This is a genomic window from Bacillus sp. RC252, assembly GCF_044909215.1.
Classification (GTDB): domain Bacteria; phylum Bacillota; class Bacilli; order Bacillales; family Bacillaceae_G; genus Bacillus_A; species Bacillus_A mycoides.
The window spans coordinates 124,041-145,889 of the sequence record NZ_JBIYDV010000006.1 but is presented as its reverse complement, the minus strand read 5'-3'; the positions used below and the strand labels follow the sequence as shown (position 1 = coordinate 145,889).

General features: G+C 36.4%; 22 protein-coding genes. 4 read left to right on the top strand and 18 right to left on the bottom strand.

From position 1 onward, the window contains the following. Window positions 1-16: 16 nt before the first annotated feature. Both ABH960_RS10670 and ABH960_RS10665 read right to left on the bottom strand, forming a co-directional pair. Window positions 17-1,042 (bottom strand): SepM family pheromone-processing serine protease, encoded by a 1,026-nt coding sequence (locus tag ABH960_RS10670; RefSeq protein ID WP_113937191.1) that lies wholly within the window; start codon window positions 1,040-1,042, stop codon window positions 17-19. Beyond that, entirely contained in the window at window positions 1,035-1,826 is a 792-nt protein-coding gene (locus tag ABH960_RS10665; RefSeq protein ID WP_002088284.1) for a patatin-like phospholipase family protein, read from the bottom strand. The genes ABH960_RS10670 and ABH960_RS10665 overlap by 8 nt, the downstream gene beginning before the upstream one ends. Before the next feature lie 112 nt (window positions 1,827-1,938). Between ABH960_RS10665 and ylbJ the strand changes: the two genes are divergently transcribed. Continuing rightward, window positions 1,939-3,168, top strand: a complete 1,230-nt coding sequence (gene ylbJ, locus ABH960_RS10660; protein ID WP_404444959.1) for a sporulation integral membrane protein YlbJ — start codon at window positions 1,939-1,941, stop codon at window positions 3,166-3,168. Here ylbJ and coaD read toward each other — a convergent pair. Both coaD and rsmD read right to left on the bottom strand, forming a co-directional pair. Beyond that, a complete protein-coding gene (gene coaD / locus ABH960_RS10655) occupies window positions 3,160-3,651 on the bottom strand; it encodes a pantetheine-phosphate adenylyltransferase (RefSeq protein WP_002128865.1) in 492 nt (163 codons plus the stop codon). The two genes, ylbJ and coaD, sit on opposite strands and share 9 nt — an antisense overlap. Beyond that, window positions 3,648-4,214, bottom strand: a complete 567-nt coding sequence (gene rsmD, locus ABH960_RS10650) for a 16S rRNA (guanine(966)-N(2))-methyltransferase RsmD (protein ID WP_001266992.1) — start codon at window positions 4,212-4,214, stop codon at window positions 3,648-3,650. Before rsmD ends, coaD begins: the two co-directional genes overlap by 4 nt. A gap of 529 nt (window positions 4,215-4,743) precedes the next feature. Here rsmD and ABH960_RS10645 point away from each other — a divergent pair. Beyond that, a complete protein-coding gene (locus ABH960_RS10645; protein WP_002014762.1) occupies window positions 4,744-5,133 on the top strand; it encodes a DUF7147 family protein in 390 nt (129 codons plus the stop codon). Window positions 5,134-5,188: 55 nt separating this feature from the next. Here ABH960_RS10645 and ABH960_RS10640 read toward each other — a convergent pair whose 3' ends face one another. The 6 genes from ABH960_RS10640 to ABH960_RS10615 form a co-directional block, all read right to left on the bottom strand. Further along, window positions 5,189-5,455, bottom strand: coding sequence for a YlbG family protein (locus ABH960_RS10640; protein ID WP_002088292.1), 267 nt, complete (start codon window positions 5,453-5,455; stop codon window positions 5,189-5,191). Between the two features lie 127 nt (window positions 5,456-5,582). Further along, window positions 5,583-6,035 carry a YlbF/YmcA family competence regulator gene (locus tag ABH960_RS10635; RefSeq protein ID WP_002066910.1) on the bottom strand — a complete coding sequence of 151 codons (453 nt, stop codon included), beginning with the start codon at window positions 6,033-6,035 and terminating at the stop codon, window positions 5,583-5,585. A 116-nt stretch (window positions 6,036-6,151) separates the two neighbouring features. Beyond that, window positions 6,152-6,724, bottom strand: coding sequence for a histidine phosphatase family protein (locus ABH960_RS10630; protein ID WP_404444954.1), 573 nt, complete (start codon window positions 6,722-6,724; stop codon window positions 6,152-6,154). Between the two features lie 78 nt (window positions 6,725-6,802). Next, window positions 6,803-7,048 (bottom strand): YlbE-like family protein, encoded by a 246-nt coding sequence (locus tag ABH960_RS10625; protein WP_002014770.1) that lies wholly within the window; start codon window positions 7,046-7,048, stop codon window positions 6,803-6,805. An 11-nt stretch (window positions 7,049-7,059) separates the two neighbouring features. After that, on the bottom strand, window positions 7,060-7,497 hold the full coding sequence (gene ylbD, locus ABH960_RS10620) for a YlbD family protein (protein ID WP_002138106.1): 438 nt from the start codon (window positions 7,495-7,497) through the stop codon (window positions 7,060-7,062). A gap of 234 nt (window positions 7,498-7,731) precedes the next feature. Beyond that, window positions 7,732-8,766 (bottom strand): CAP domain-containing protein, encoded by a 1,035-nt coding sequence (locus ABH960_RS10615; protein ID WP_033707146.1) that lies wholly within the window; start codon window positions 8,764-8,766, stop codon window positions 7,732-7,734. Window positions 8,767-8,974: 208 nt separating this feature from the next. Here ABH960_RS10615 and ABH960_RS10610 point away from each other — a divergent pair, with 208 nt between their 5' ends. Then, entirely contained in the window at window positions 8,975-9,340 is a 366-nt protein-coding gene (locus tag ABH960_RS10610; protein ID WP_002066906.1) for a YugN family protein, read from the top strand. A 46-nt stretch (window positions 9,341-9,386) separates the two neighbouring features. Here the strand turns inward: ABH960_RS10610 and ABH960_RS10605 are convergent, their stop codons facing one another. The 7 genes from ABH960_RS10605 to cyoE form a co-directional block, all read right to left on the bottom strand. Then, a complete protein-coding gene (locus tag ABH960_RS10605) occupies window positions 9,387-10,385 on the bottom strand; it encodes a formamidase (RefSeq protein ID WP_000535796.1) in 999 nt (332 codons plus the stop codon). A 386-nt stretch (window positions 10,386-10,771) separates the two neighbouring features. Beyond that, window positions 10,772-11,677, bottom strand: a complete 906-nt coding sequence (ctaG, locus tag ABH960_RS10600) for a cytochrome c oxidase assembly factor CtaG (RefSeq protein WP_002146015.1) — start codon at window positions 11,675-11,677, stop codon at window positions 10,772-10,774. A gap of 81 nt (window positions 11,678-11,758) precedes the next feature. After that, on the bottom strand, window positions 11,759-12,091 hold the full coding sequence (gene ctaF / locus ABH960_RS10595; protein ID WP_002014776.1) for a cytochrome c oxidase subunit IVB: 333 nt from the start codon (window positions 12,089-12,091) through the stop codon (window positions 11,759-11,761). A 3-nt stretch (window positions 12,092-12,094) separates the two neighbouring features. Then, a complete protein-coding gene (gene ctaE, locus ABH960_RS10590) occupies window positions 12,095-12,718 on the bottom strand; it encodes a cytochrome c oxidase subunit III (RefSeq protein WP_002121963.1) in 624 nt (207 codons plus the stop codon). Next, window positions 12,718-14,553: a cytochrome c oxidase subunit I gene (ctaD, locus tag ABH960_RS10585; RefSeq protein WP_181777920.1), complete on the bottom strand. Its 1,836-nt coding sequence runs from the start codon at window positions 14,551-14,553 to the stop codon at window positions 12,718-12,720. Before ctaD ends, ctaE begins: the two co-directional genes overlap by 1 nt. Before the next feature lie 60 nt (window positions 14,554-14,613). Continuing rightward, window positions 14,614-15,663 (bottom strand): cytochrome c oxidase subunit II, encoded by a 1,050-nt coding sequence (gene coxB, locus ABH960_RS10580; RefSeq protein WP_002088304.1) that lies wholly within the window; start codon window positions 15,661-15,663, stop codon window positions 14,614-14,616. 93 nt (window positions 15,664-15,756) lie between these two features. After that, the gene (gene cyoE / locus ABH960_RS10575) at window positions 15,757-16,680 is read right to left on the bottom strand and encodes a heme o synthase (protein ID WP_002142959.1); all 924 of its coding nucleotides are present in this window, start codon (window positions 16,678-16,680) and stop codon (window positions 15,757-15,759) included. 497 nt (window positions 16,681-17,177) lie between these two features. Between cyoE and ctaA the strand changes: the two genes are divergently transcribed. After that, window positions 17,178-18,113, top strand: coding sequence for a heme A synthase (ctaA, locus tag ABH960_RS10570; protein WP_002088309.1), 936 nt, complete (start codon window positions 17,178-17,180; stop codon window positions 18,111-18,113). Window positions 18,114-18,199: 86 nt separating this feature from the next. On the opposite strand, the gene pyc is transcribed toward ctaA, so the two are convergent. After that, window positions 18,200-21,646: a pyruvate carboxylase gene (gene pyc / locus ABH960_RS10565; protein ID WP_012261618.1), complete on the bottom strand. Its 3,447-nt coding sequence runs from the start codon at window positions 21,644-21,646 to the stop codon at window positions 18,200-18,202. Between the last annotated feature and the right edge of the window lie 203 nt (window positions 21,647-21,849).

Here is a 21,849-nt window from a genome sequence, read left to right as displayed (position 1 = left end):
TCTTCTTCAGAGAGGTTTACTTTGTTTTACCCATTTTTTCTAAATACGTTAATGCATCATCCAGTGTGTCCACCGGTACAATTTTCATCTTTGTTTTAATATCTTTCGCAGCTTCAAGAGCATCTTTATAATTCGATTTCTCTACACCTTTTTCATTTGGCGCAAAAAACACTTCAGCTCCCGCATCACTAGCAGCTACTACTTTTTGCTGAATACCACCAATTGGACCAATTTCTCCTTTATCATTGATTGTACCTGTTCCAGCTATTTCATGTCCGTTTGTTAAATCTTCTTCAACGAGCTGATTATAAATTTCTAGTGTAAACATTAACCCTGCTGACGGGCCTCCTATTTCATGGGAATCAATTTTCACTTTCGGATCTACTACTAACTCTCTTTCCGTAACGATAGAGACCCCTATACCGACGCGTCCATTCCCATTAGGGATCGTCTTTACATTTAAATTTTCTTTAAACTGTTTTCCGCCCCGCTTGTATTCAATATTTACTGTGTCCCCTTCTTTTTTCCCTGTCATATACTCAATAAATTGTTCCGTCTTGTCGAATGTTTTTCCATCGACAGCTATAATAACATCTCCAAGCTTAAGCTTTCCTTCTGACGGCATACCCTTTGCTACACCAGCAACTAGTACACCTTTATTTTCAAAAGAAACAGAGCGATTTGCACGTTTATAAGCATTATAGATCGCTGCATTTTGCGAATCTTTCATTGCATAATTTTGGCGAAATTGATATTCTTCATCACTCTCGCCTTTTTGCAATATTTCTTCCGCCTTTGAAACGTGTGTATATTTATTAAATTGCGCGGCTATTAAGTTCACCACATTGGCAGGTCCCATTGAGACAGTGACAAGCATGAAATCACCAGACTCTTTCGTTCCACCATCTACTTGAACGTATGGCGCTAATTTCGCCGCCATACCTGGTTTTGTCACATAATACGGCAAACGCACATAAACAAGTAGCATCGCCAATATAACCCCTATTAAAATTGCATATATAAACCGAAAACGCTTAAACATTATGTTTCTCCTTCCACTGCTCAATTAGTAAATAAATGTTTGAAATGTGTTTTTCTGCTTCCACTTCTCCGACCCGAATGATATCTTCAATATGTGTAAAAGCACGCGAACTAAATTGTTCTACTGCTGGCCGCATCATTAAATCTGATGCTATTTGCCGATTCATCACGAGTTCATGTTGCATAATTTCAATACTTTGCATAATCACATCATAAATCGATGTAACCTCTCCATTCACCTTAATTGGAGATACATCAACAGCAATAACAATATCAGCACCTAAATCTTTTACAACCGATACTGGAATACGGTCAATTACCCCTCCATCCACTAATAAGCGGCCATCTATTTTTTCTGGAACAAACACCCCTGGTACAGATATACTAGCTCGAACCGCCTCCGCAATCGGACCACTTGTAAAAACAACTTTCTCCCCCTTCAAAATGTCAGTAGCCACAACAGCTGTCGGGATATCTAACTCTTCTAAATTTTTATTATATGTAAACATTTTAATCATATCTTTAATACGTTTTCCAGCAATAAATCCCATTTTAGGAACTGTAAAATCCAAATAATATTTCCTTTTGAAAACAGCTGCCAATTTATACAGTCTTTCAACGTTACAACTCGCTGCATAAAATGTGCCAATTAATGCCCCTATACTACTACCTGCTATCATGTGAATAGGGATGCCAGCTTCCCTCAACACTTTTATTACCCCTATGTGAGCAAAACCTTTTGCACCTCCGGATCCAAGCGCTAAACCGATTTTTGGTTCCTTCATTTTTCTCACCCTTTAATTTTTTTCATTCCTTTTTCATACTTATGGTCTAAATTCACCACATATCCACGTATACTGAAATGAACGTTTTTGGGACAAAGGGGGATTTTCTTACATGTACGAAAAATGGAAAACTGCTTTTCTTACCATATCAATGTTGTTTTTAACCTTTTCTCTTGTACTTCACCCCCAAGATGCTTTGCAAGCTTCAATTCGCGGGTTAAATATATGGTGGGAAGTTGTATTCCCTTCACTACTACCGTTTTTCATCATTGCGGAACTTCTAATCAGTATTGGTATTGTAAAATTTATCGGTGTTATATTAGAACCACTAATGCGTCCACTGTTTCGTGTTCCAGGGGTAGGCGGATTTGTTTGGGCAATGGGAATGGCTTCAGGATTCCCCGCTGGCGCCAAATTAAGCGCTAGACTACGCAAGAGCAATCAACTAACACAAATTGAAGCGGAACGACTCGTATCTTTCACAAATTCTTCTAATCCACTTTTTATTTTCGGAGCGGTTTCTATTGGTTTTTTCAATAATCCGAAATTAGGAATCGTATTAGCAGCAGCACATTATATAAGTAACTTTATCGTCGGATTACTTATGCGCTTTTATGGTAATAACGATACTTACATAAAAGACAAACATACGAATCAAAAGCGTGCCTTTCAAAACCCTTTTTCCATCCTCCACCAAACACGTATGCAAGAAAAAAGACCAATCGGAAAACTACTCGGTGACGCTATCGTTTCTTCTATTCAAACATTGCTCATGATTGGTGGGTTTATTATTTTATTCTCTGTTTTAAATAAAATGATTACTGTTTTCAAAATTACAGAAGCGCTTTCTTTTATTATGCAACATATTTTATCATTCTTCCAACTTACATCCCAATTTAGTATTCCGATATTATCCGGTATTTTTGAAATGACGCTTGGAAGCCAAATGATTAGTCAAATTAATGAATCAACACTTCTTCAACAAGCGATGGTAACAAGCTTCATTTTAGCATTTAGCGGTCTTTCTATTCAGGCACAAGTAGCAAGCATATTAGCGGAGACAGATATCCGCTTTAAACCATATTTTTTAGCTCGAATTATCCAAAGTATTCTCGCTCCTATTTTCACTTTTATATTTTGGGGACCATTTTATGAAAAAGTTCATTCTTTCTCGCCTACGCAAGAAGATCTTCCCGTATTTTTATTGAATCATTCTTATACACTAACTGATATTTGGACATCATTTATACACTACGGACCAATCTTCACCTTATTTTGTTTATATTTGTATGTCATCTTATTGTTTTTACGCATTCATAAAGAAAAACCCCGTTCACTTTAACGGGGTTTTAAACTTTTCTTTTAAAGCACGCTCTACAATCGGAGGAACAAGGTCTACTACACTCCCACCATATCTCGCAACTTCTTTCACAATACTTGAACTTAAAAATGAATATTGATTATTTGTCATAATGAAGAAAGTTTCGATATTTTCGTCTAATTTTCGATTCATTGAAGTAATTTGCATCTCATATTCAAAATCAGAAACTGCTCGCAAACCACGTAATATTGCATTTGCATTACGCATTTTTGCATATTCCACCAATAATCCACTATGTGAATCAACTTTTACATTCGGAATATCCTTTGTCGCCTCTCGAATTAACTCTAGGCGTTCTTCTACCGAAAAGAATGGTTTTTTTGATGAATTGTTTAAAACAACTACATATACTTCATCAAATACTTTTGCTCCCCTTTTAATAATATCCAAATGTCCAAGGGTAATTGGATCAAAACTCCCTGAAGAAATAGCTATACTTGTCATTCTGTCCCCTCACCTTCATACTTATAAATCGAAATTGCTGTAATCCCGTAGTTTTCTGCCCGTACTTTTACAAGCTCTCCTATAGAATCAGGTAAAACCACGTCATCCCCATGCTCTGCCATAATGATGCCATCTTTATTTAACAATCCATGTTGATCCATTACACTAACTAAAGACACAATTTTTTGAGCTTTATATGGAGGGTCTATTAGTATAAGATCGAATGATATTTCACGCTTTATAAGCGCCTTTACCGCACGCTCTGCATCATTTCGGTACACTTCAGCTTGTTCTTGTAGTCTACAGCTTTCTAAATTTTGATGAATGACTTTTATCGCTTTACTATCTCGGTCAACAAAAATCGCTTTATCAATCCCTCTACTTATGGCCTCAATTCCAAGACCACCGCTACCACCAAATAAATCAAGAGCGATACCACCATCATAATAAGGACCTATCATATTAAAAATAGATTCTTTCACTTTATCTGTCGTTGGACGCGTTGTATTACCAGGTACCGCTTTAAGTGGGTGCCCTTTACATTTTCCTGAAACTACTCTCATCTGTTGTCACTACCTTTATTTCAATCTATAGAGCGATTACAGCAAATTCATTTCAATTCGGTAACCGCTACCGATTCATACTATTTCATACATTTTTTCATTAATCTGTTATTTAACTAATTGAAAACCTCAGTTAAAATAATCGCTCGCTATTTCTTTCATATCCATTTCACTATTTGCAAGCAACAACCCTCTATGTACATCAGTTCCACTTTACCTTTTTTATCCTATCATAAAATAAAAAAAAGAAAAATAAAAAGCCTAACATAAATTTTAATTTCATTATGTATATCTTCATTTTAGATTGGACATAAATAAATATAACAACATCATTTTCGATGTTGTTGCCAACCGCGGAGAAGACTTACGTTTCCCCATAAGTTCTTCCTCCGGTTTCTCCTCTCCCTTTGCCTTCTTACTAGTAGTACATACTAGTATTAGAAGGGCCCTGCTTTGCAGGGTTTTTTTATTTGTCTACTTTTCATTTAAAAAGTCAGGTGGTACAGTAAAAGAAAGAGGAGGAAAAAATATGATTCAACGCTTTATAGAACTCGGAGAAGGCTACTCTGACTTATATGAATTACTTGAAATTGCCAAAACAAACCAAGAACGTGTAACACATATGTTACAATTCGAAACTGTAAAAAACGAAAAAAAAGTGTGTTCACTTGTTGTAATACTAAAACCGACAACTACTGGTGATTTCCAACCATTATACATATGTCGTGAAGGCATTCCTGTACTTGAAAATAAAAAAAGTAAACGTGTCGTTTTATTTGAAGAAATGGCGGAACAAATAGGGAAAAAAGTTACTCCCTTTACTGTAAAACCATCAACAACTTTCCCTGAAAAAGAACTATTTTTTAATCATCTAATTGGTATTTTACGAATGAACAATTTCATTCCTCCAATGAAATAACACGTTATTTCAAGTAAAAAAATCCCCTGCTAAATTTAGCAGGGGATTTTTTTACTTAGCTATAATCGTATTCTTTTGCCCGATCAGGACGCGAATTTTCGAATTCCGTTTTTAAAAATGGGCGATACGACTGTTCTACTTTTTTTACAAAAGGAAGTTTATTCAATTTTTGCATCATATGCTCAATTTGTTCCATATCACAATATACAACGGCATATTTCAAACGTTTTGATATGTAATGAATGTTACCATATTTCCTTAAAATCTTGGCATGTTTCAATGAATGTAAATAAACAATCATACTTTGTCGTTGCCCGAACATAATCTTCTCCATCTTCTCCTTTTAAAAACTTATATTCTTATATTTTATGAAAACCAATCAAAAATTTATGACATTAAAGGACAAACTCTGTATACGTTTTCTTCTATATTCTAAAAAACAGGGTAAATTACCCTGTTTTTTTACAACCACAACCGCCTCCGGTACCACACCCACCGCCACAGCCACCCGCATCAAAAAACGGATTTCCTGTTGGAACTTTAACGGAAGAAGACACCTCAGAACCAATTGCTACACTAACTTCATCTAATAACTTTTGTAAAGCAGTTTCTGCTCTTTTAAAGGTTGCAACCTTATCATGCATATCTACAGAACGCTTTAATTCCCTCATTTTCGTCGAAACGAAAGTATAATCAGGATGATATTTACCAAAACGTTGCACTTCTTCGTATCGCTCTTTCATCGTTGTAAATTGCTGAATTAGCGTCTGGACTTCTATATCTTCTTGTAAATCCTTATAATACTTACGGTAATCTTCTGCTATATCTGAACAGATGATCGCTTTTGCAAGCTGCTCTGCCTTATCTAAAATCAATACGCTTTCCAGCGTCGCTACAATCATGAGAGACACCTCCGAGTATTCATCATAACACATTTGGAACAGAACTACTAATTGAAGTGTCTCACCTAAAAGAAAGATATAATTCTAACTACTTTTCATACAATCCCCTTGCACTCTTATACAATAATATGCTCCGCAATATTATATTTAAGAACATCCCATTTCCCGCTATTCTCTTTCACGTAGCTAATACATGCGTTTTTTAACGGCGTTTTAAATGTAATTTCATCTGGTGCAATTGCGTGTAAAATAGCTTTTATTGCATGTGAATGCGCAACAATGATAATACGTTTATCTCCATGTGCTGCTGCAACCTCTTGTACAGCCGTAAAACAGCGCTCTACAATTTCTTCATCCTGCTCCATTCCTTCTATATTACCTTCTGCAATTAACTCTCTAACGGCCGCAACTGGTTTCCCAGAAGCTTCCCCAAAATTACGTTCCATAAATCGCTCATCTAATAAAATAGATGGTAATCCAATAGCCCCAGCAATTTCCTTAGCTGTTTCTTGCGCTCTAATTAACGGACTACTTATAATTATATCCCACGATTCCGCTTGCAGGGTAGCTGCACTTTGACTCGCTTGCTTCTTCCCAACTTCGTTAAGTGGAATATCTTCGCGCCCTTGAATAATCTCTTGAAAGTTCCAATCAGTTTGTCCATGTCGTACTAAACAAATTTCCGTCATGCTGCAACTCCTTTTTTAAATAATCCGATTCTATTGTAACAAAAGTTTTGCATAACGGACATAGTTTTCCCCTTCCAATTACGTCGTATTTTGCTGCTTCATATACTGGAACATATCAATCATAATTGAAGCAACGGCCAATTGATTTTGAAATTTTTCCACTTTATCTGGTATCGTTTTTTTGAAATGCTGCATGGCAGCTAACTCAAAAGCTTCTTTTTCTTCTGGGTTACGCGTCAATTTCCGGTACCAGTATGGCTGTTCACGAATATAGCGAGCTAAATCCTCATCAGCTTTTATAAACTCCATAAGCTCTGCTCTCATCCTCTTTCCCCCTAATCCTTTTGAAAGAAAAAAGGATTATTTTCAGAAGTACTTTGTTCTTGCTGCGCACGGTTTCCTTGAAATTGTTGGATAACTTGTTGCACGCTACCAATCGCACTCGTTACATTTGCTAAATGATGTTGCATTTGTTCTACGTCTAGCTTTTTAAAGAAAGAAAGCATTTGCCCCATCACATCAGCAGTTTTTTCCTCTTCTGTTCGATTTTCTTTTTCTTCTTTATTTTCTTTTACCGAAGAAAAAGCAGGTGCTCCATCAGGTCTATACGCTATCCATATTTGATCTTCTTCACCAAGTAAGTACCATTCTTCATAAAATTGCTGCCAAGTTTTTTGACCACTTCTAACCTCATGAACCATTTTAGGGTGATGGTTTACAAACTCTTTAAACTGTTGAACCGATGGATGTAACGGCCCTTTTGTTGTTGGCATAATCCTCACCTCTTCATGTATATCTACTATATTGTAAGAAAAAAAAAGCACATGGTTCGCCTATTTTTAGACGATTCATGCACCTTTTTATCTTCCTATTTGTGGACAGTAAGACTCCCACCTTAAACTTCTACGAATACGCAGAAGTTAGGCGGGAGTCTTACTGCCCGTTAAAGCCCGATTGGTGAAGACTAATAATCAGTGAAGGATGCCCCCACTGATTAGAGTTTCATTTTATTTTCGGATAAAGTTTTGAGTATAAAATTTATCATATACCCCAACACCTAATCCAGTAAATTGTTCATTTAATAAATTCTTTCTATGACCCTCACTATTTAACCACCCCTGTACCGCCGCAATTCCATCACTATGTTGCGCCGCTATATTCTCACCAGCAAGTTGAAAAGCCACTTGCCCACTTTGCAAGCGATCTCCTAACGTACCAAAAGTAGGTGAATCGTGTGAAAAATAATTATTATCCTTCATATCTTTACTATGGCCTAATGCAACATCTGCAGTTTGTTGGTCAAATGTTAACAACGGTAATTGATGACGACTTCGAATAATATTTGTTAAATCGAGAATTTGTTGCATATTTCCATTTTCTACTTGCTTCATTTTTTCTGGTGTCAGCGGCTGTTCCGCTATTAATTCACCTGAATAAACAAGTTGATATGGTCTTTGTCGTAATAACGTTTCATCATCCATATAACGAAGACCAACAAGCTCATGTGTAAAGTGATCAAAGTATAATTGTGCCCATCCATCTTCTACAGGTACTAGCGGTTGTTCCATTACTTCCGTATCAGATAACTCAAATTGATAACTATTCTTTCCTCTTTTTAATGAAATCTCATGTGAAAGTGGATTCTTTTTATATACCTCTTCATACTTTTCATTTATATGATAGGGAGCCACCTTAACTTGCTCACCAGCAACATACGCCGTTACAACTTTACGTTCAGCAACTCCAAATTGAACATACTGAGCTAAATCTTGATTATACACCCACCATTCATATCCATAAGCAGAAGGCTCTATTCGAGATGGTTCGCCCCACTTCGCTAATAAATTCTCAGAGTCCCCACCAATCATATTTAAAACAGTGTCTGTGGATTCTTCATTTACTTGCTTCTTCTTTTTCACAATTTTATTTTCTTGCTTAGAGTGAGATGGAGTTAATATATATTGTGACACGAGTAACTTCCCGTATAAATCAACAGCTAAAATTAAAAATGTAATCATTACGATACGCAATAATTTCTTCAAACGATATACCTCCTGAACAAAGCATAAAATCGAGATATACACAAATCCTTTTTTTTCCTTTTTTTGTGTGTACCGTACTCTTTTCACTATATCATATTTTCACGAAAAAAGTCTGGATTATCCCTTTTCTCGCAATACGAATTGCATTTTCTTATTATTCGTACTATTATAAAAATAGTGTACTAACATTAAAATAAGGAGGTATTCTATGCAATTTACAAATACAAACTTTAATGATGCAGTCGTTGATCTAACTCTTTTAACTGAGATTATGGAAAACAATCATTTTGTACTTGCTGGACAATGGGATTACGAACGCGTTACATATGATTATAAATTTGAAATATTAAAGGATATTTATTATTTACGTGTACAAGGATTTGCTGTTGAAGGTGACATCGGCGGCAGACACGCTCAAGTAAAACTATTGCCACCCTTATTAGGAAAACATTATTATCCTCATGGCGTTGAATATGGAGATGATGAGATTTTCCCAACGAATGTACTTCAAAAAAGCGAACAACTCCTACAAAATATTGAAAAAGAGTTGAAAGAATTTCAAATTATTGAGTAAATAGAACAAGCGCATCATATCGATGCGCTTGTTCTATTTCTCTTACCTAAGAATGAATCGTCTTTTTGACTGGATACCCATAAATGGATCCATCTTTTACTTTAATCTCATCTTCCCAAGGAACCTTATATTTACCTTCAGCTAAATCTTTTACAAACGTATACGGGTTTTCTTTCACCCCACCAGGAGTCGCTACATATCCCCTTGAACCTAAATTATATATATTATTTTCGAGACCCCATCCTAATCTAGCCTGATCTGCTAGCTCTGGATATACTTCGGCAGTAACAATCTCCCAAGGGTTTCGGTGTCCCTGCACTAAAGTAGTCCCATCAAAATTACATACTTGTCCTTCACCAAAGTAATAAAATACACCATCATAACCCGCTAAGTTCACTGACAATGTATACATTAAATTTTGCCATGCATTTGAACGATTAGTTAACATCCATTGTTCACTAACTTGTGTGCTATATCCGGAAATACGAATCAAGACATTTGCACCTTTATAGGCCGCTTCACGGGCTACTTCAGGGAACATGCCATCATGACAAATACAAACAGCTAATTTACTTCCTCCAGGTCCATCACAAACAGGTAAGCCTAAATCTCCAGCTTTCCAAGGCTCGACTGGCACCCAAGGATTTAACTTACGATACTTCAAAATCATTTCACCCTGTGGATCAATAATAATTGCTGTATTATACGGTTCTCCACCATCAGGATTTCTTTCCATTATAGAAAAAACACCATATACTTCAGATTCTTTACATGCCTCAGCAAATAAGTCTGTTTCTGGTCCAGGAACTGTACATAAAAACTCTTCTGTAGTCCATTTTTTTGTATTGAGCCCCTGTGTACTATATTCGGGAAATACTATCAATTCTAATCCAGGATAACCTGATTTCGTTGAATGAATTGTTTTTATGATCTGTTTAATTTGTTTATCAATGTCTGCACGCGACTCTACTACCGGTACTGGATATTGAATTAACGCTGTTAAAAAACCACTAATCGGCTTTACCATGCTTCCACTACTACCCATCTAAATTCCCCCTTAAAATAGTTCATGTTTATTAAAGATAACAATATAAAGTGAAACTTTAATCAGTGGGGGTTTTGTCCATCCCCCACTGATTATTAGCCTACACCAATCGGGCTTTTACGGGCAGTTGATCTCCCGCCTAACTCCCTCGCAGTCGCCAAATTTCGAGGTGGGAGTCTTACTGCCCCTTAATGCGGGATAAATTTGTAATTCTCTAAAAAACTTGCACTACATATGGAATTATTACGTATTAAAGCTAGTAGTAAGTTTTATATCCACTTTAGTACATGCCTACACTAACTTAACATAAAAAGTTTGAAAATTCAATCTTTTACAATTAGCTAAAACCAAAGAAGAAAAAAGTGTATGGAATCCCATACACTTTTTTACTTAGTCTGTAAATACGGCGGCAATTGTTGCAACTGCTCTTTATCCTTTTCACGCTCTCTACGTGCCCATTTAAAGAACACATAACCGATAATCGTACCGTACACTATTTCCTGGACAATTTTCATAATGATACCGCCTGTTTGTTGGTCTTCTACTACCGGCATCCAATGTAAAAATTCTGGTCCAGTTATATTTAAATCTGATAAAGTCCCCGCCGGTACACAGAGCTCCATTGCCTTCATCCAAGCGGCCGGATCTGTATATGTTGCAAATAATGGTGCAGTCGCAAAAATTATTAACGCACAAGCTGGCGTTAATAAAATACCATTAGCAAACATATAACCAAGCTTCTTAATATCACTTAAAGTTTGATATTCTGGTAGCGGATTTAACATCGGCCACCACATCATCATTGCTGCAAAAAACAATATAGCAAGGCAAATAGGATGCGCTATTTGACTTTGTTTTACTGTATCAAAAACAACTGGCAAATGATAAAAGGAAAACAGACCGTTAAATACCAACAACGCAATAAGCGGCTTTCCAAAAACCTTTAGCACAATTTGAACGAACTTAAAAGAAGTAATATATTGATATAACCATACGGGTATACCAAGCAGTAATAACGGAGGCACCGCAATATACATTACTGCCATCTCAAGCATATGTGCACTAAATATAATATGACCAATTAAATCAATAGGTCCTCCCTTTACAAAATACAAAAGAACAATCCCGGTCGTAAAATAAAAAATTTGCTTCTTACTTACCTTCGTCGCATTTTCAAATCGCGTTCTATATGGTCCAATAACTAAAAAATAACTAATAAGAATCGAGATCATAAATAATAAAAAAATCGGACTCCATAAAGCTTGAAAACCAAATACCCATAAGTTTTCCATTTCCACACCTACCTTTTCAAAATCCTTATATTTCATATACAAAGAGGGCTATGATAAATCAGAGCCCCCTACTATCACTGTTTAAATCCACACAATTGTCATAAAGGCTAATATTGTTAATAAACCAATTAACAATCCAGAGTATAAGAAGAAACTCGCCGCTTCATGCCCTTTATGACTCATATGCATGAAATAATATAACTGAAATATAACTTGAATGACTGCTAACAATAATATAAATGGAACCGAAAAAATCGGGCTAAATGTTTTCGGATATGCCACCGCTGCAAATGCAACTAATGTTAAAAAAATCATTAGTGAAAATGTAACAACTTGGTGCTTCATTTCCTCTGCACTTTTTCTCTTCCGATAAACAAGATCCACCTTAGGATTATTCGTTTGCTTAACCGCCATTGTTTATCCCACCATTCCCATCAAATATACTACAGTGAAAATAAACACCCAAACTACGTCAATAAAGTGCCAATAAATTGATGCAACATAAAACTTTGGTGCGTTGTATAAATTCAAGCCTCTCTTCGCGTTTCTAAAGATTAATGTTAAAATCCAACATAATCCAAACAACACGTGGAGCCCGTGTGTACCAACAAGAGCATAAAATGCAGAACCAAACGCACTACTTCTCATAGTATGCTTAAATTCATGCGTATAATGATAAAACTCATATATTTCAAACCCCAAAAATCCTAAGCCAAGCAACACTGTTATAAGTAACCAAAGTTGCATTTTCTTAAAGTTAAAATTTTTCATATGATACATTGCGTATACACTCGTTAAACTACTTGTTAACAAAAGCATCGTCATAATGAAAACGAGTGGCATTTGAAACATCTCTTGAGATGTTGGTCCACCATTTGTAGAGTTCTTTAACGCTAAATATGTGCCAAATAAGGAAGCGAACAACACTGTTTCGCCTCCAAGAAATAACCAAAAACCAACAAACTTATTTTTCCCCTCAAGGGTTGCTTTTTCAGGCTCTGCTGGAAATGTTTCATTCGTTAATTTCTCATCTACATGCATTACGCCTTGCCCCCCTTATCATCTAAATCTTCCTTATGAATATGATATCCATGATCATCAATTACTGAACGAAGGAACATTGTACCAAACGTAATGATTAAACCGATAATCGCTACTAATAACCAAAATTTATCTTTGCCACCCTGCATATACATCGCACCAAAAGCAGCTATAAATAGACCTAGAGAAATAATAAACGGTGAAAATGAAGAATTTGGCATATGAATATCACCGACCGGTTCCGCTGCTGTCATCTCTTTATTACCCTCACGCTTTTCAATCCAAAACGGATCTAATCCACGAACAAATGGTAACTGTTTGAAATTATATTCCGGTGTAGGTGCTGGCATTGTCCACTCTAATGTACGTCCATCCCACGGATCACGACCAGCCTTCTCTTTTGATACCGTTGTTTTTATTACATTGAATAAAAGAACAATCGTTCCAAGAGCCATAAACACTGCTCCAATAGAACTAATCATATTCCCCATTTCCAATCCTTGCCCCTCTAGATATGTGTAGTAACGACGCGGCATACCGATTAGACCTAGGAAATGCTGAATAAAGAACGTTAAATGGAAACCGATAAAGAATAACCAAAATGTTATCTTTCCTAACGTTTCATTTAATACTTTATTAAACATAAGTGGCCAATAATAATGCGCACCTGCAAGTAAACCAAATACAACACCACCAACAATTACATAATGAAAATGTGCTACTACGAAATAATTATCATGAAACTGATAATCAGCTGGTGCAGAAGCAAGCATAACACCTGTAACTCCACCCATAACGAAGGATGGAATAAAAGCTACCGCCCACATCATTGGTGTTGTAAACCTAATACTTCCACCCCACATTGTAAAGAGCCAGTTAAATATTTTAATACCCGTTGGAACTGCAATCGCCATTGTTGCAACCGAGAAGATAGCATTTGCAACAGGCCCAAGACCAACAGTAAACATATGATGCGCCCATACCATAAATCCTAAAAACCCTATTAATACTGTCGCGAACACCATAGAAGAATAACCGAATAATCGTTTTTTCGAAAATGTGGCGAAGATTTCTGAGAATATTCCGAAAGCTGGGAGTATAAGAATGTATACTTCCGGATGACCGAAGATCCAGAATAAATGCTCCCATATAATCGTGTTCCCACCTAGTGCCGGATTAAAGAAACTTGTGCCAAATAAACGATCTAACATTAAAAGTCCTAATCCTACAGTTAATGGTGGAAATGCAAATAAAATAAGTGAAGATGTTACAAATGTTGTCCATGTAAACATCGGCATGCGCATGTACGTCATCCCTGGCGCGCGCATATTAATAATTGTAACAAGGAAGTTAATACCTCCAATTAATGTACCAATACCTGATATTTGCAAGCCGAGTACATAAAAATCAACACCATGTCCTTTAGAGGCTAAAGCTAAAGATGCATATGATGTCCACCCTGCATCAGGCGCTCCTCCTAAAAACCAACTTAAATTTAAAAATAATCCACCAAAGAAAAATAACCAAAATCCGAGCGAATTCAAAAACGGGAACGCCACATCACGTGCTCCAATTTGAAGTGGTACAGCGGCGTTCATAAATGCAAACACGAGTGGCATAGCTGCGAGGAAAATCATTGTTGTACCGTGCATCGTTAATACTTGATTATAAGCATCCCCAACAAGAAAAGCATTGTTAGGAATCGCTAACTGCAGGCGAATAAATAGTGCTTCTATTCCACCTATTACAAAAAACAATCCACCTGCAATTAAATAGAGAATGGCAATCTTTTTATGGTCTACTGTCGTTAAATAATCCCATATGACAGCACCCATCCCCTGTTTTTTTGCTACAGAACTCACGTTTTCAACCTCCCCTTCGCAAATGATCCCTCTTTATTTTTCAATCTTTAACGTTTGTAAATATGCATTTAATGCATTAATTTGATCATCCGTTAAGTTGCCATATTTACCAGTCATTTTATTACCTGGTTTCATATTTTCAGGATCTTTGAGCCATTTTTTTAAGTTCTCTTCATTATTTTCGGCAATACCAGCAACCATATCGCGATCTGCAAAGTTTGCTAAGTTCGGTGCGATACGAGCAGAAGGTGGTCTACTATCATTTGATCCAACTGCATGACAACCAATACAGCTTTTATTAAATATTTCTTGACCCTCTTGCGCCTTTGTAGAAGCTACTTCTTTTTTTCCATCAATCTTCTTCATGTCAGCAAGCCACTTTTTGTACTCGCTTTCATCCAGAGCTTTCACTTTGAACTGCATTAAAGAATGTGATGGGCCACAAAATTCTGTACAAAAACCATTATAAGTGCCCGATTTATCTGCCTTTAACCACATTTTGTTTACATTATCTGTATTTGTATCCATTTTCCCAGCTAAAGATGGAACCCAAAACGAATGTTTAATATCGGCACCCTTCAAATTCAAATACACTTTCTTACCTGTGGGGATAACTAAATCTTGAGAAGTTACTATTTTTTCTGATTTATAAGAAAATTCCCACCAATAAAGATTCGCTGTTACATCAACAACGATAGTATCTTTATCAATATTCTTTTTCTCCATCGCACTTACATCAGCAAGCTTGAATGTATATGTAACAGTCGGAACAGCCAAGATTAACAAAAGAATAATCGGAATGACTGTCCATATAATTTCTAGTTTGTGATTTCCTTCAACTTGCTCTGGAATATAATCTTCCTCACCCTTTTTTTGTCGGAAACGCACAATTACATATAAGAAAATAATAGTAACTACAAGTACTACTCCTACCATGATTGCACTCGCTAGCAAGAGCAAATCATATTGCATTTTTGCTACTTCCCCTTGCGGAATTAAAGTAGACTGAAAAGCTTTACCGCATCCCCCTAACAGTAAAGCCAGCAGTGAAACGAACGAAAGCAGTCGCCACTGTTTCTTCATACAAACAACCCCCACTTTCTTTGTGAATTAGATTGTACTTTATAGTTAAGTAAAGTAAATCTCAACGTAAAGAAATCCAATCATGTCGTTGTCTTAGAAGAATGTAACTACAATCATTGACACAAATAAGATTGTTAAGTAATTCAGGGAATAAACAAACATTTTTACGGACCACTTGATGTCATCTTGTTGACGGAAGCCATAAAGACCTAATGCGATCCATCCGATGTTAAGCAATGTTGCAATTACCATGAATGTTATTCCAAGTCCACTCATATAAAATGGTAGTGGTAATAAACATACTGTCCAAATCATAATCTGACGTTTCGTAATATCAAATCCCTGTACAACAGGAAGCATTGGGATTCCTGCATTTCGATATTCATCAACACGCTTCATCGCTAATGCGAGGAAATGTGGGATTTGCCAAATAAACATAATTAAAAATAACATCCAAGCAATTGGATGATTTAAAGACGGATCAATTGCCGCCCATCCAATTAAAGGTGGAACTGCTCCTGATATACTACCTACAACAGTATTTAACGTATATTTTCTCTTCGTCCATAACGTATATAAAACAACATATGTGAAGGCACCAATAAATGAGATTAACACTGCCATCGGTGTAGTAAGTAATAAAAATACAAAGCCAAGAAGTAAAATTACAAGTCCAAATGCAAGTGCAAAGCCAGGTTTATATTTACCTGTTACCGTTGGACGGTTTTTTGTTCTTTCCATTAATGGATCGATATCTCGGTCAATGTAGTTATTTAAACAACATACCCCTGCCATAATTAATGCCGAACCAACGATTGTGAAAAATAACTTATCTAGATTGTCCATAACACTCAATCCATTAAAATGTAAAGCCAACCAAAATCCTGTAAATACAGTAAGTGTATTTGAGTTTACAATCCCCATTTTAACGAGCGCTGATAAATCTTGTAACCGAGTTGTTTCCGGTACAATTGAAACAGCTGACTCATCATGCAGCTCACTTGTTGCATGGTTCATCACTTTAACCCCCTCTTAAACCTATCATCTTTCTAAGCATATATTTCATGTGAAATATTTCGCTTCTATATAGCAATATTATTACAGTAGAAATATTGTTAACCCATTCTACTACTAATCTACGCCCATACTCCAATATATTAAATCACATTTCCCGAACATTTTGTGAAGAAAACATGAACTTTTTGTGTCGAACATTAAAAAACTTTATTCTAATTTATCCTTATCATAACATGATGTTATCTTCTATAATAAACTATTTTGTCATATTTAGCATGTATTCTCCCCATTTCTTTTCAAAATAGCCTGAATCCCTCCTAAAATATGTATTTTAAATCCCGTTTTTTTCTTTATAATACGTACGTTGTCCTCGCCCTCCATTTCTTTGCTATTTTATTATTTTTTATATATCATAGGACTGTAGCACGTTTTATTCTATACATAATGGAATGAAAATATTTCGCAATAACTTCATAGCAGAAAGATGGTGAAAGAGATTGCAACGCTTTATTAAATGGTTAGCAGTCATTACAAGTCTCGATTTATTAGTAGTTTTACTAGGAGGCGCTTTAGTTACAAAAACGGGTTCAGGCCAAGGATGCGGCAAATCATGGCCTCTTTGTAACGGTGAATTTGTTCCATCTAATTTATCAATGGAGACTATTATTGAGCTAAGTCACCGCTTAACATCTGGATCAGCCGGAATCCTTGTTACTCTTCTTTGTATCTTGTCCTGGAAATATTATAAACATGTGCGCGAAACAAAGACGTTAGCAATTTTATCCTTCGTATTTTTAGTTGCACAAGCATTAATGGGGGCGGCGGCGGTTGTTTGGGGTCAAATGCCTGCTGTATTAGCTATTCATTTCGGTATTTCCTTAATTTCATTTGCTTCTGTCATCTTGTTAACGTGTCTTATTTTTGAAATTGATCAGAAATTTGATGCACGTTCACTTATTATGGACAAAAAAATGAAATTTCATATTTATGGTGTAACAATTTACAGTTATATCGTTGTCTACACAGGAGCTTTAGTACGTCACGAACGAGCTACCTTAGCCTGTCCAGACTTCCCTTTATGTAGCAAAAGTAGACCTATGCCAACTCAACTACATGAGTGGGTTCAAATGGGACATAGAGTTGCAGCGATGTTAATTTTCGCTTGGATACTATATGCGATGATTATCGCTATTCGCCATTACAAGCAGCAGCGTGTAGTATACTGGGGATGGATTATTTCATTTATCCTTGTTACACTTCAAGCTATAGTAGGGATTTTGGTCGTATTTACAAATGCTAGTTTAGCAATGGCATTATTACATTCGCTCTTCATTTCTTGCCTGTTTGCTGTACTATGCTATTTAGTTATGATAGGTACAAGAAGTACAGTCAATGCAAAAGAAACTGAATCAACTTCTAAGCAAACAAAATAAAGTAAAACTATAATACCTTGCCAATTCGGCAAGGTATTATTTACACACAAAAAAGAGCTGCTTTCGCACAGCTCTTTTTCTTTATTTTAATGATCTAATTCAATGAGTAAATCTCCCGTTTGAATTGCATCCCCATCATTTACATATACTTTTTTCACTTTACCACTAAATGGCGCTTGAACCGTCGTTTCCATTTTCATAGCTTCTGTAATTGCCATGGAATCACCTTTTTTCACTTCATCGCCTTCTTTTACAACTACTTTAATAACAGTTCCCGGCATCGTTGCGCTAATATGATTTGGATTTTCACGATTCCCCTTCACACGCTGTGCAACAGTTGATTTCACGTTTTCATCTTTCACTACGATTTCACGCGGTTGTCCATTAAACTCCAGGTAAAGCACACGATTTCCATCTGGCTGTGGCTCCCCAATGGAAACTAGTTTAACCATCAATGTTTTACCTTGCTCGATTTCCACATCAATTTCTTCACCAAGTCTCATACCATAGAAGAATGTCGGTGTATCAAGCACAGATACATTTCCATAAATCCCAGCAACTTTTTCGTAGTCCATAAATACTTTTGGATACAATGCATATGCGACTACATCAAAAATTGTTACTTCGCGTCCAAGTTTGTGGAATAACTCTTCTTTTAAAGCATCGAAATCTACTGGTTCTAATAATTCACCCGGTCTTACTGTTAATGGCTCTTTCCCTTTTAAAATAATTTTTTGTAATTCTTTCGGGAAACCACCATATGGTTGTCCTAAATCTCCAGAGAACATTTCAACAACAGATCCTGGGAAGTCCATAGCATGTCCACGTTCTAAAATATCTTGTTCTGTTAGGTGATTTTGAACCATAAATAATGCCATATCACCGACAACTTTAGATGATGGTGTTACTTTTACAATGTCGCCAAACATATCATTAACACGGCGATACATCACTTTAACTTCATCAAAGCGATCTCCTAAGCCAACCGCTTTTGCTTGTTGTTGAAGATTACTATACTGTCCACCCGGCATTTCATGCATATATACCTCTGTATGAGGAGCATTCATACCACTTTCAAATGGAGCATAATATTTTCGTACATCTTCCCAATAATGAGATAGTTTTTCTAATGAGTCTATATTAACATCTGGCTGTCTTTCGTTTCCACCTAACGCATAGTATAGTGTATTCGCACTTGGTTGTGACGTTTGACCAGCCATTGAACTCACCGCTACATCGACAATATCAACACCCGCTTCAATTGCCTTTGTATACGTTAAAATACCATTTCCGCTCGTATCGTGTGTGTGCAGGTGAATTGGAATCGACACCGTCTCTTTTAATGCTGAAACTAAATCATATGCTGCGTTTGGCTTTAGTAAGCCCGCCATATCTTTAATTCCTAAAATGTGAGCTCCTGATGCTTCCAACTCTTTTGCTAAATTTTTATAATAATTTAAATCATATTTACTGCGTAACGGATCATGAATGTCTCCTGTGTAACACATTGTTGCTTCTGCAATCTTACCAGTATCTCGTACAGCATCAATTGCAACTCTCATGCCTTCTACCCAGTTTAAGCTATCAAAAATACGGAACACATCAATTCCGGCTTGCGCGGAACATTCTACAAATTTTTGAATTAAATTATCTGGATAGTTTTTGTATCCAACTGCGTTTGAAGAACGAAGTAACATTTGGAATAAAACGTTTGGCATTTTTTCACGAAGATCTAGTAATCGTTCCCATGGATCTTCTTTCAAGAAACGATATGCAACATCAAACGTTGCACCGCCCCACATTTCTGCTGAGAATAAGTTTGGTAACATTCTCGCTGTCGGCTCTGCAATGTGATGTAAATCTTTTGTACGAACACGAGTTGCAAGTAATGACTGATGTGCATCACGGAATGTTGTATCAGTTAAAAGTACACGCTTTTGATCTTGTACCCACTTTACTAATCCATCCGCTCCACGCTCATCCAAAATTTGTTTCGTTCCATTTTGCATTGGCTCTGAGTGTATCACATTTGGTATACGAGCATCTGGGAAAATTGGCTTCTCTTTTTTTCCTACTCCTGGGAAGCCATTTACTGTTACTGTACCAATATAATTTAACATTTTTGTTCCGCGGTCTTTACGTTTCGGGAACAAGAATAGTTCAGGTGACGCGTCAATAAATGAAGTGTCATATTCTCCTGATAAGAAGTTTTTATGTTTTACTACATTCTCTAGGAATGGAATATTTGTTTTAATACCACGAATACGGAATTCTTTTAAGTTACGTTCCATTTTTGCAGCGGCTTGTTCAAAGGTAAGTGCCCAAGTAGTAACTTTTACAAGTAAAGAATCGTAGTACGGTGTAATAACTGCACCTTGGAAACTATTACCTGTATCAAGACGAACACCAAAACCACCGCCTGATCGGTACGCCATAATCTTTCCTGTATCAGGCATAAAGTTATTAAGTGGGTCTTCTGTTGTTACACGAGATTGGATTGCAAATCCATGCACAACCACTTCCTCTTGCTTAGGAACACCTACCATTTTGCTATGTAATGCATGTCCATCAGCTATTAAAATTTGCGATTGAACGATATCCACTCCTGTAATCATCTCTGTAATCGTATGTTCAACTTGAACACGTGGGTTTACTTCAATGAAGTAAAACTCATCACCTTTTACAAGGAATTCTACCGTTCCAGCATTTAAATAATTTACATTTTTCGTTAACTTTACTGCAGCATCACAAATACGCTGACGCAAATCATCTGAAAGCGACACGCTCGGTGCAATTTCAACTACTTTTTGATGGCGTCGTTGTACAGAGCAATCACGCTCATACAAATGAACAACATTACCTTCTTCATCTGCTAAAATTTGTACTTCTATATGTTTAGGTTTTTCAACGAATTTTTCAACGTACACTTCATCATTACCAAAGGCTGCTTTTGCTTCTGATTTCGCGCGATTATACGATTCTCTTAATTCTTCACTAGCACGTACAATACGCATACCGCGACCGCCGCCACCAAGGGATGCTTTAATAATAATCGGGTAATCATACTTTTCAGCAAATTCTTCAACTTCTTCTATTGAATTTACTGGACCATCACTACCAGGAATAATTGGAATTTGTGCTAGCTGCGCTTGTGTTCTTGCTTTAACTTTATCTCCAAACATGTCTAAATGCTTACTTTTTGGACCGATAAAGATAATCCCTTCTTCTTCACAACGTTTTGCAAATTGAATATTTTCTGACAAGAAACCATATCCAGGGTGGATTGCATCTACATGATTACTTTTCGCAATCTCAATAATGCCTTCAATATCTAGATAAGCATCAATTGGCTTTTTCCCTTCCCCAACTAAATAGGACTCATCGGCTTTATAGCGATGATAAGAACCGCTATCCTCTTTAGAATAGATCGCAACTGTGTTTAATCCAAGTTCTGAACATGCTCGGAACACACGAATTGCTATCTCTCCACGGTTAGCTACCAATACTTTTTGAATACGTTGCAGCTTTGTCATGATTTTCCCCCTCTATTTTCCTACCACTCTAGAGATAAAATACATACACACTCTAAAGAGCGTGAAGTTCTTCACTTTCTACATTATATTATACTTAGAAAGCTTCACTTTATTTTTATCCATCATACCTTATTTTTCAACAAATGATAAGTTTTCTGATCGATTTGTTTCACAAAAATAGTATAGCATACCTCTTCCTTTTC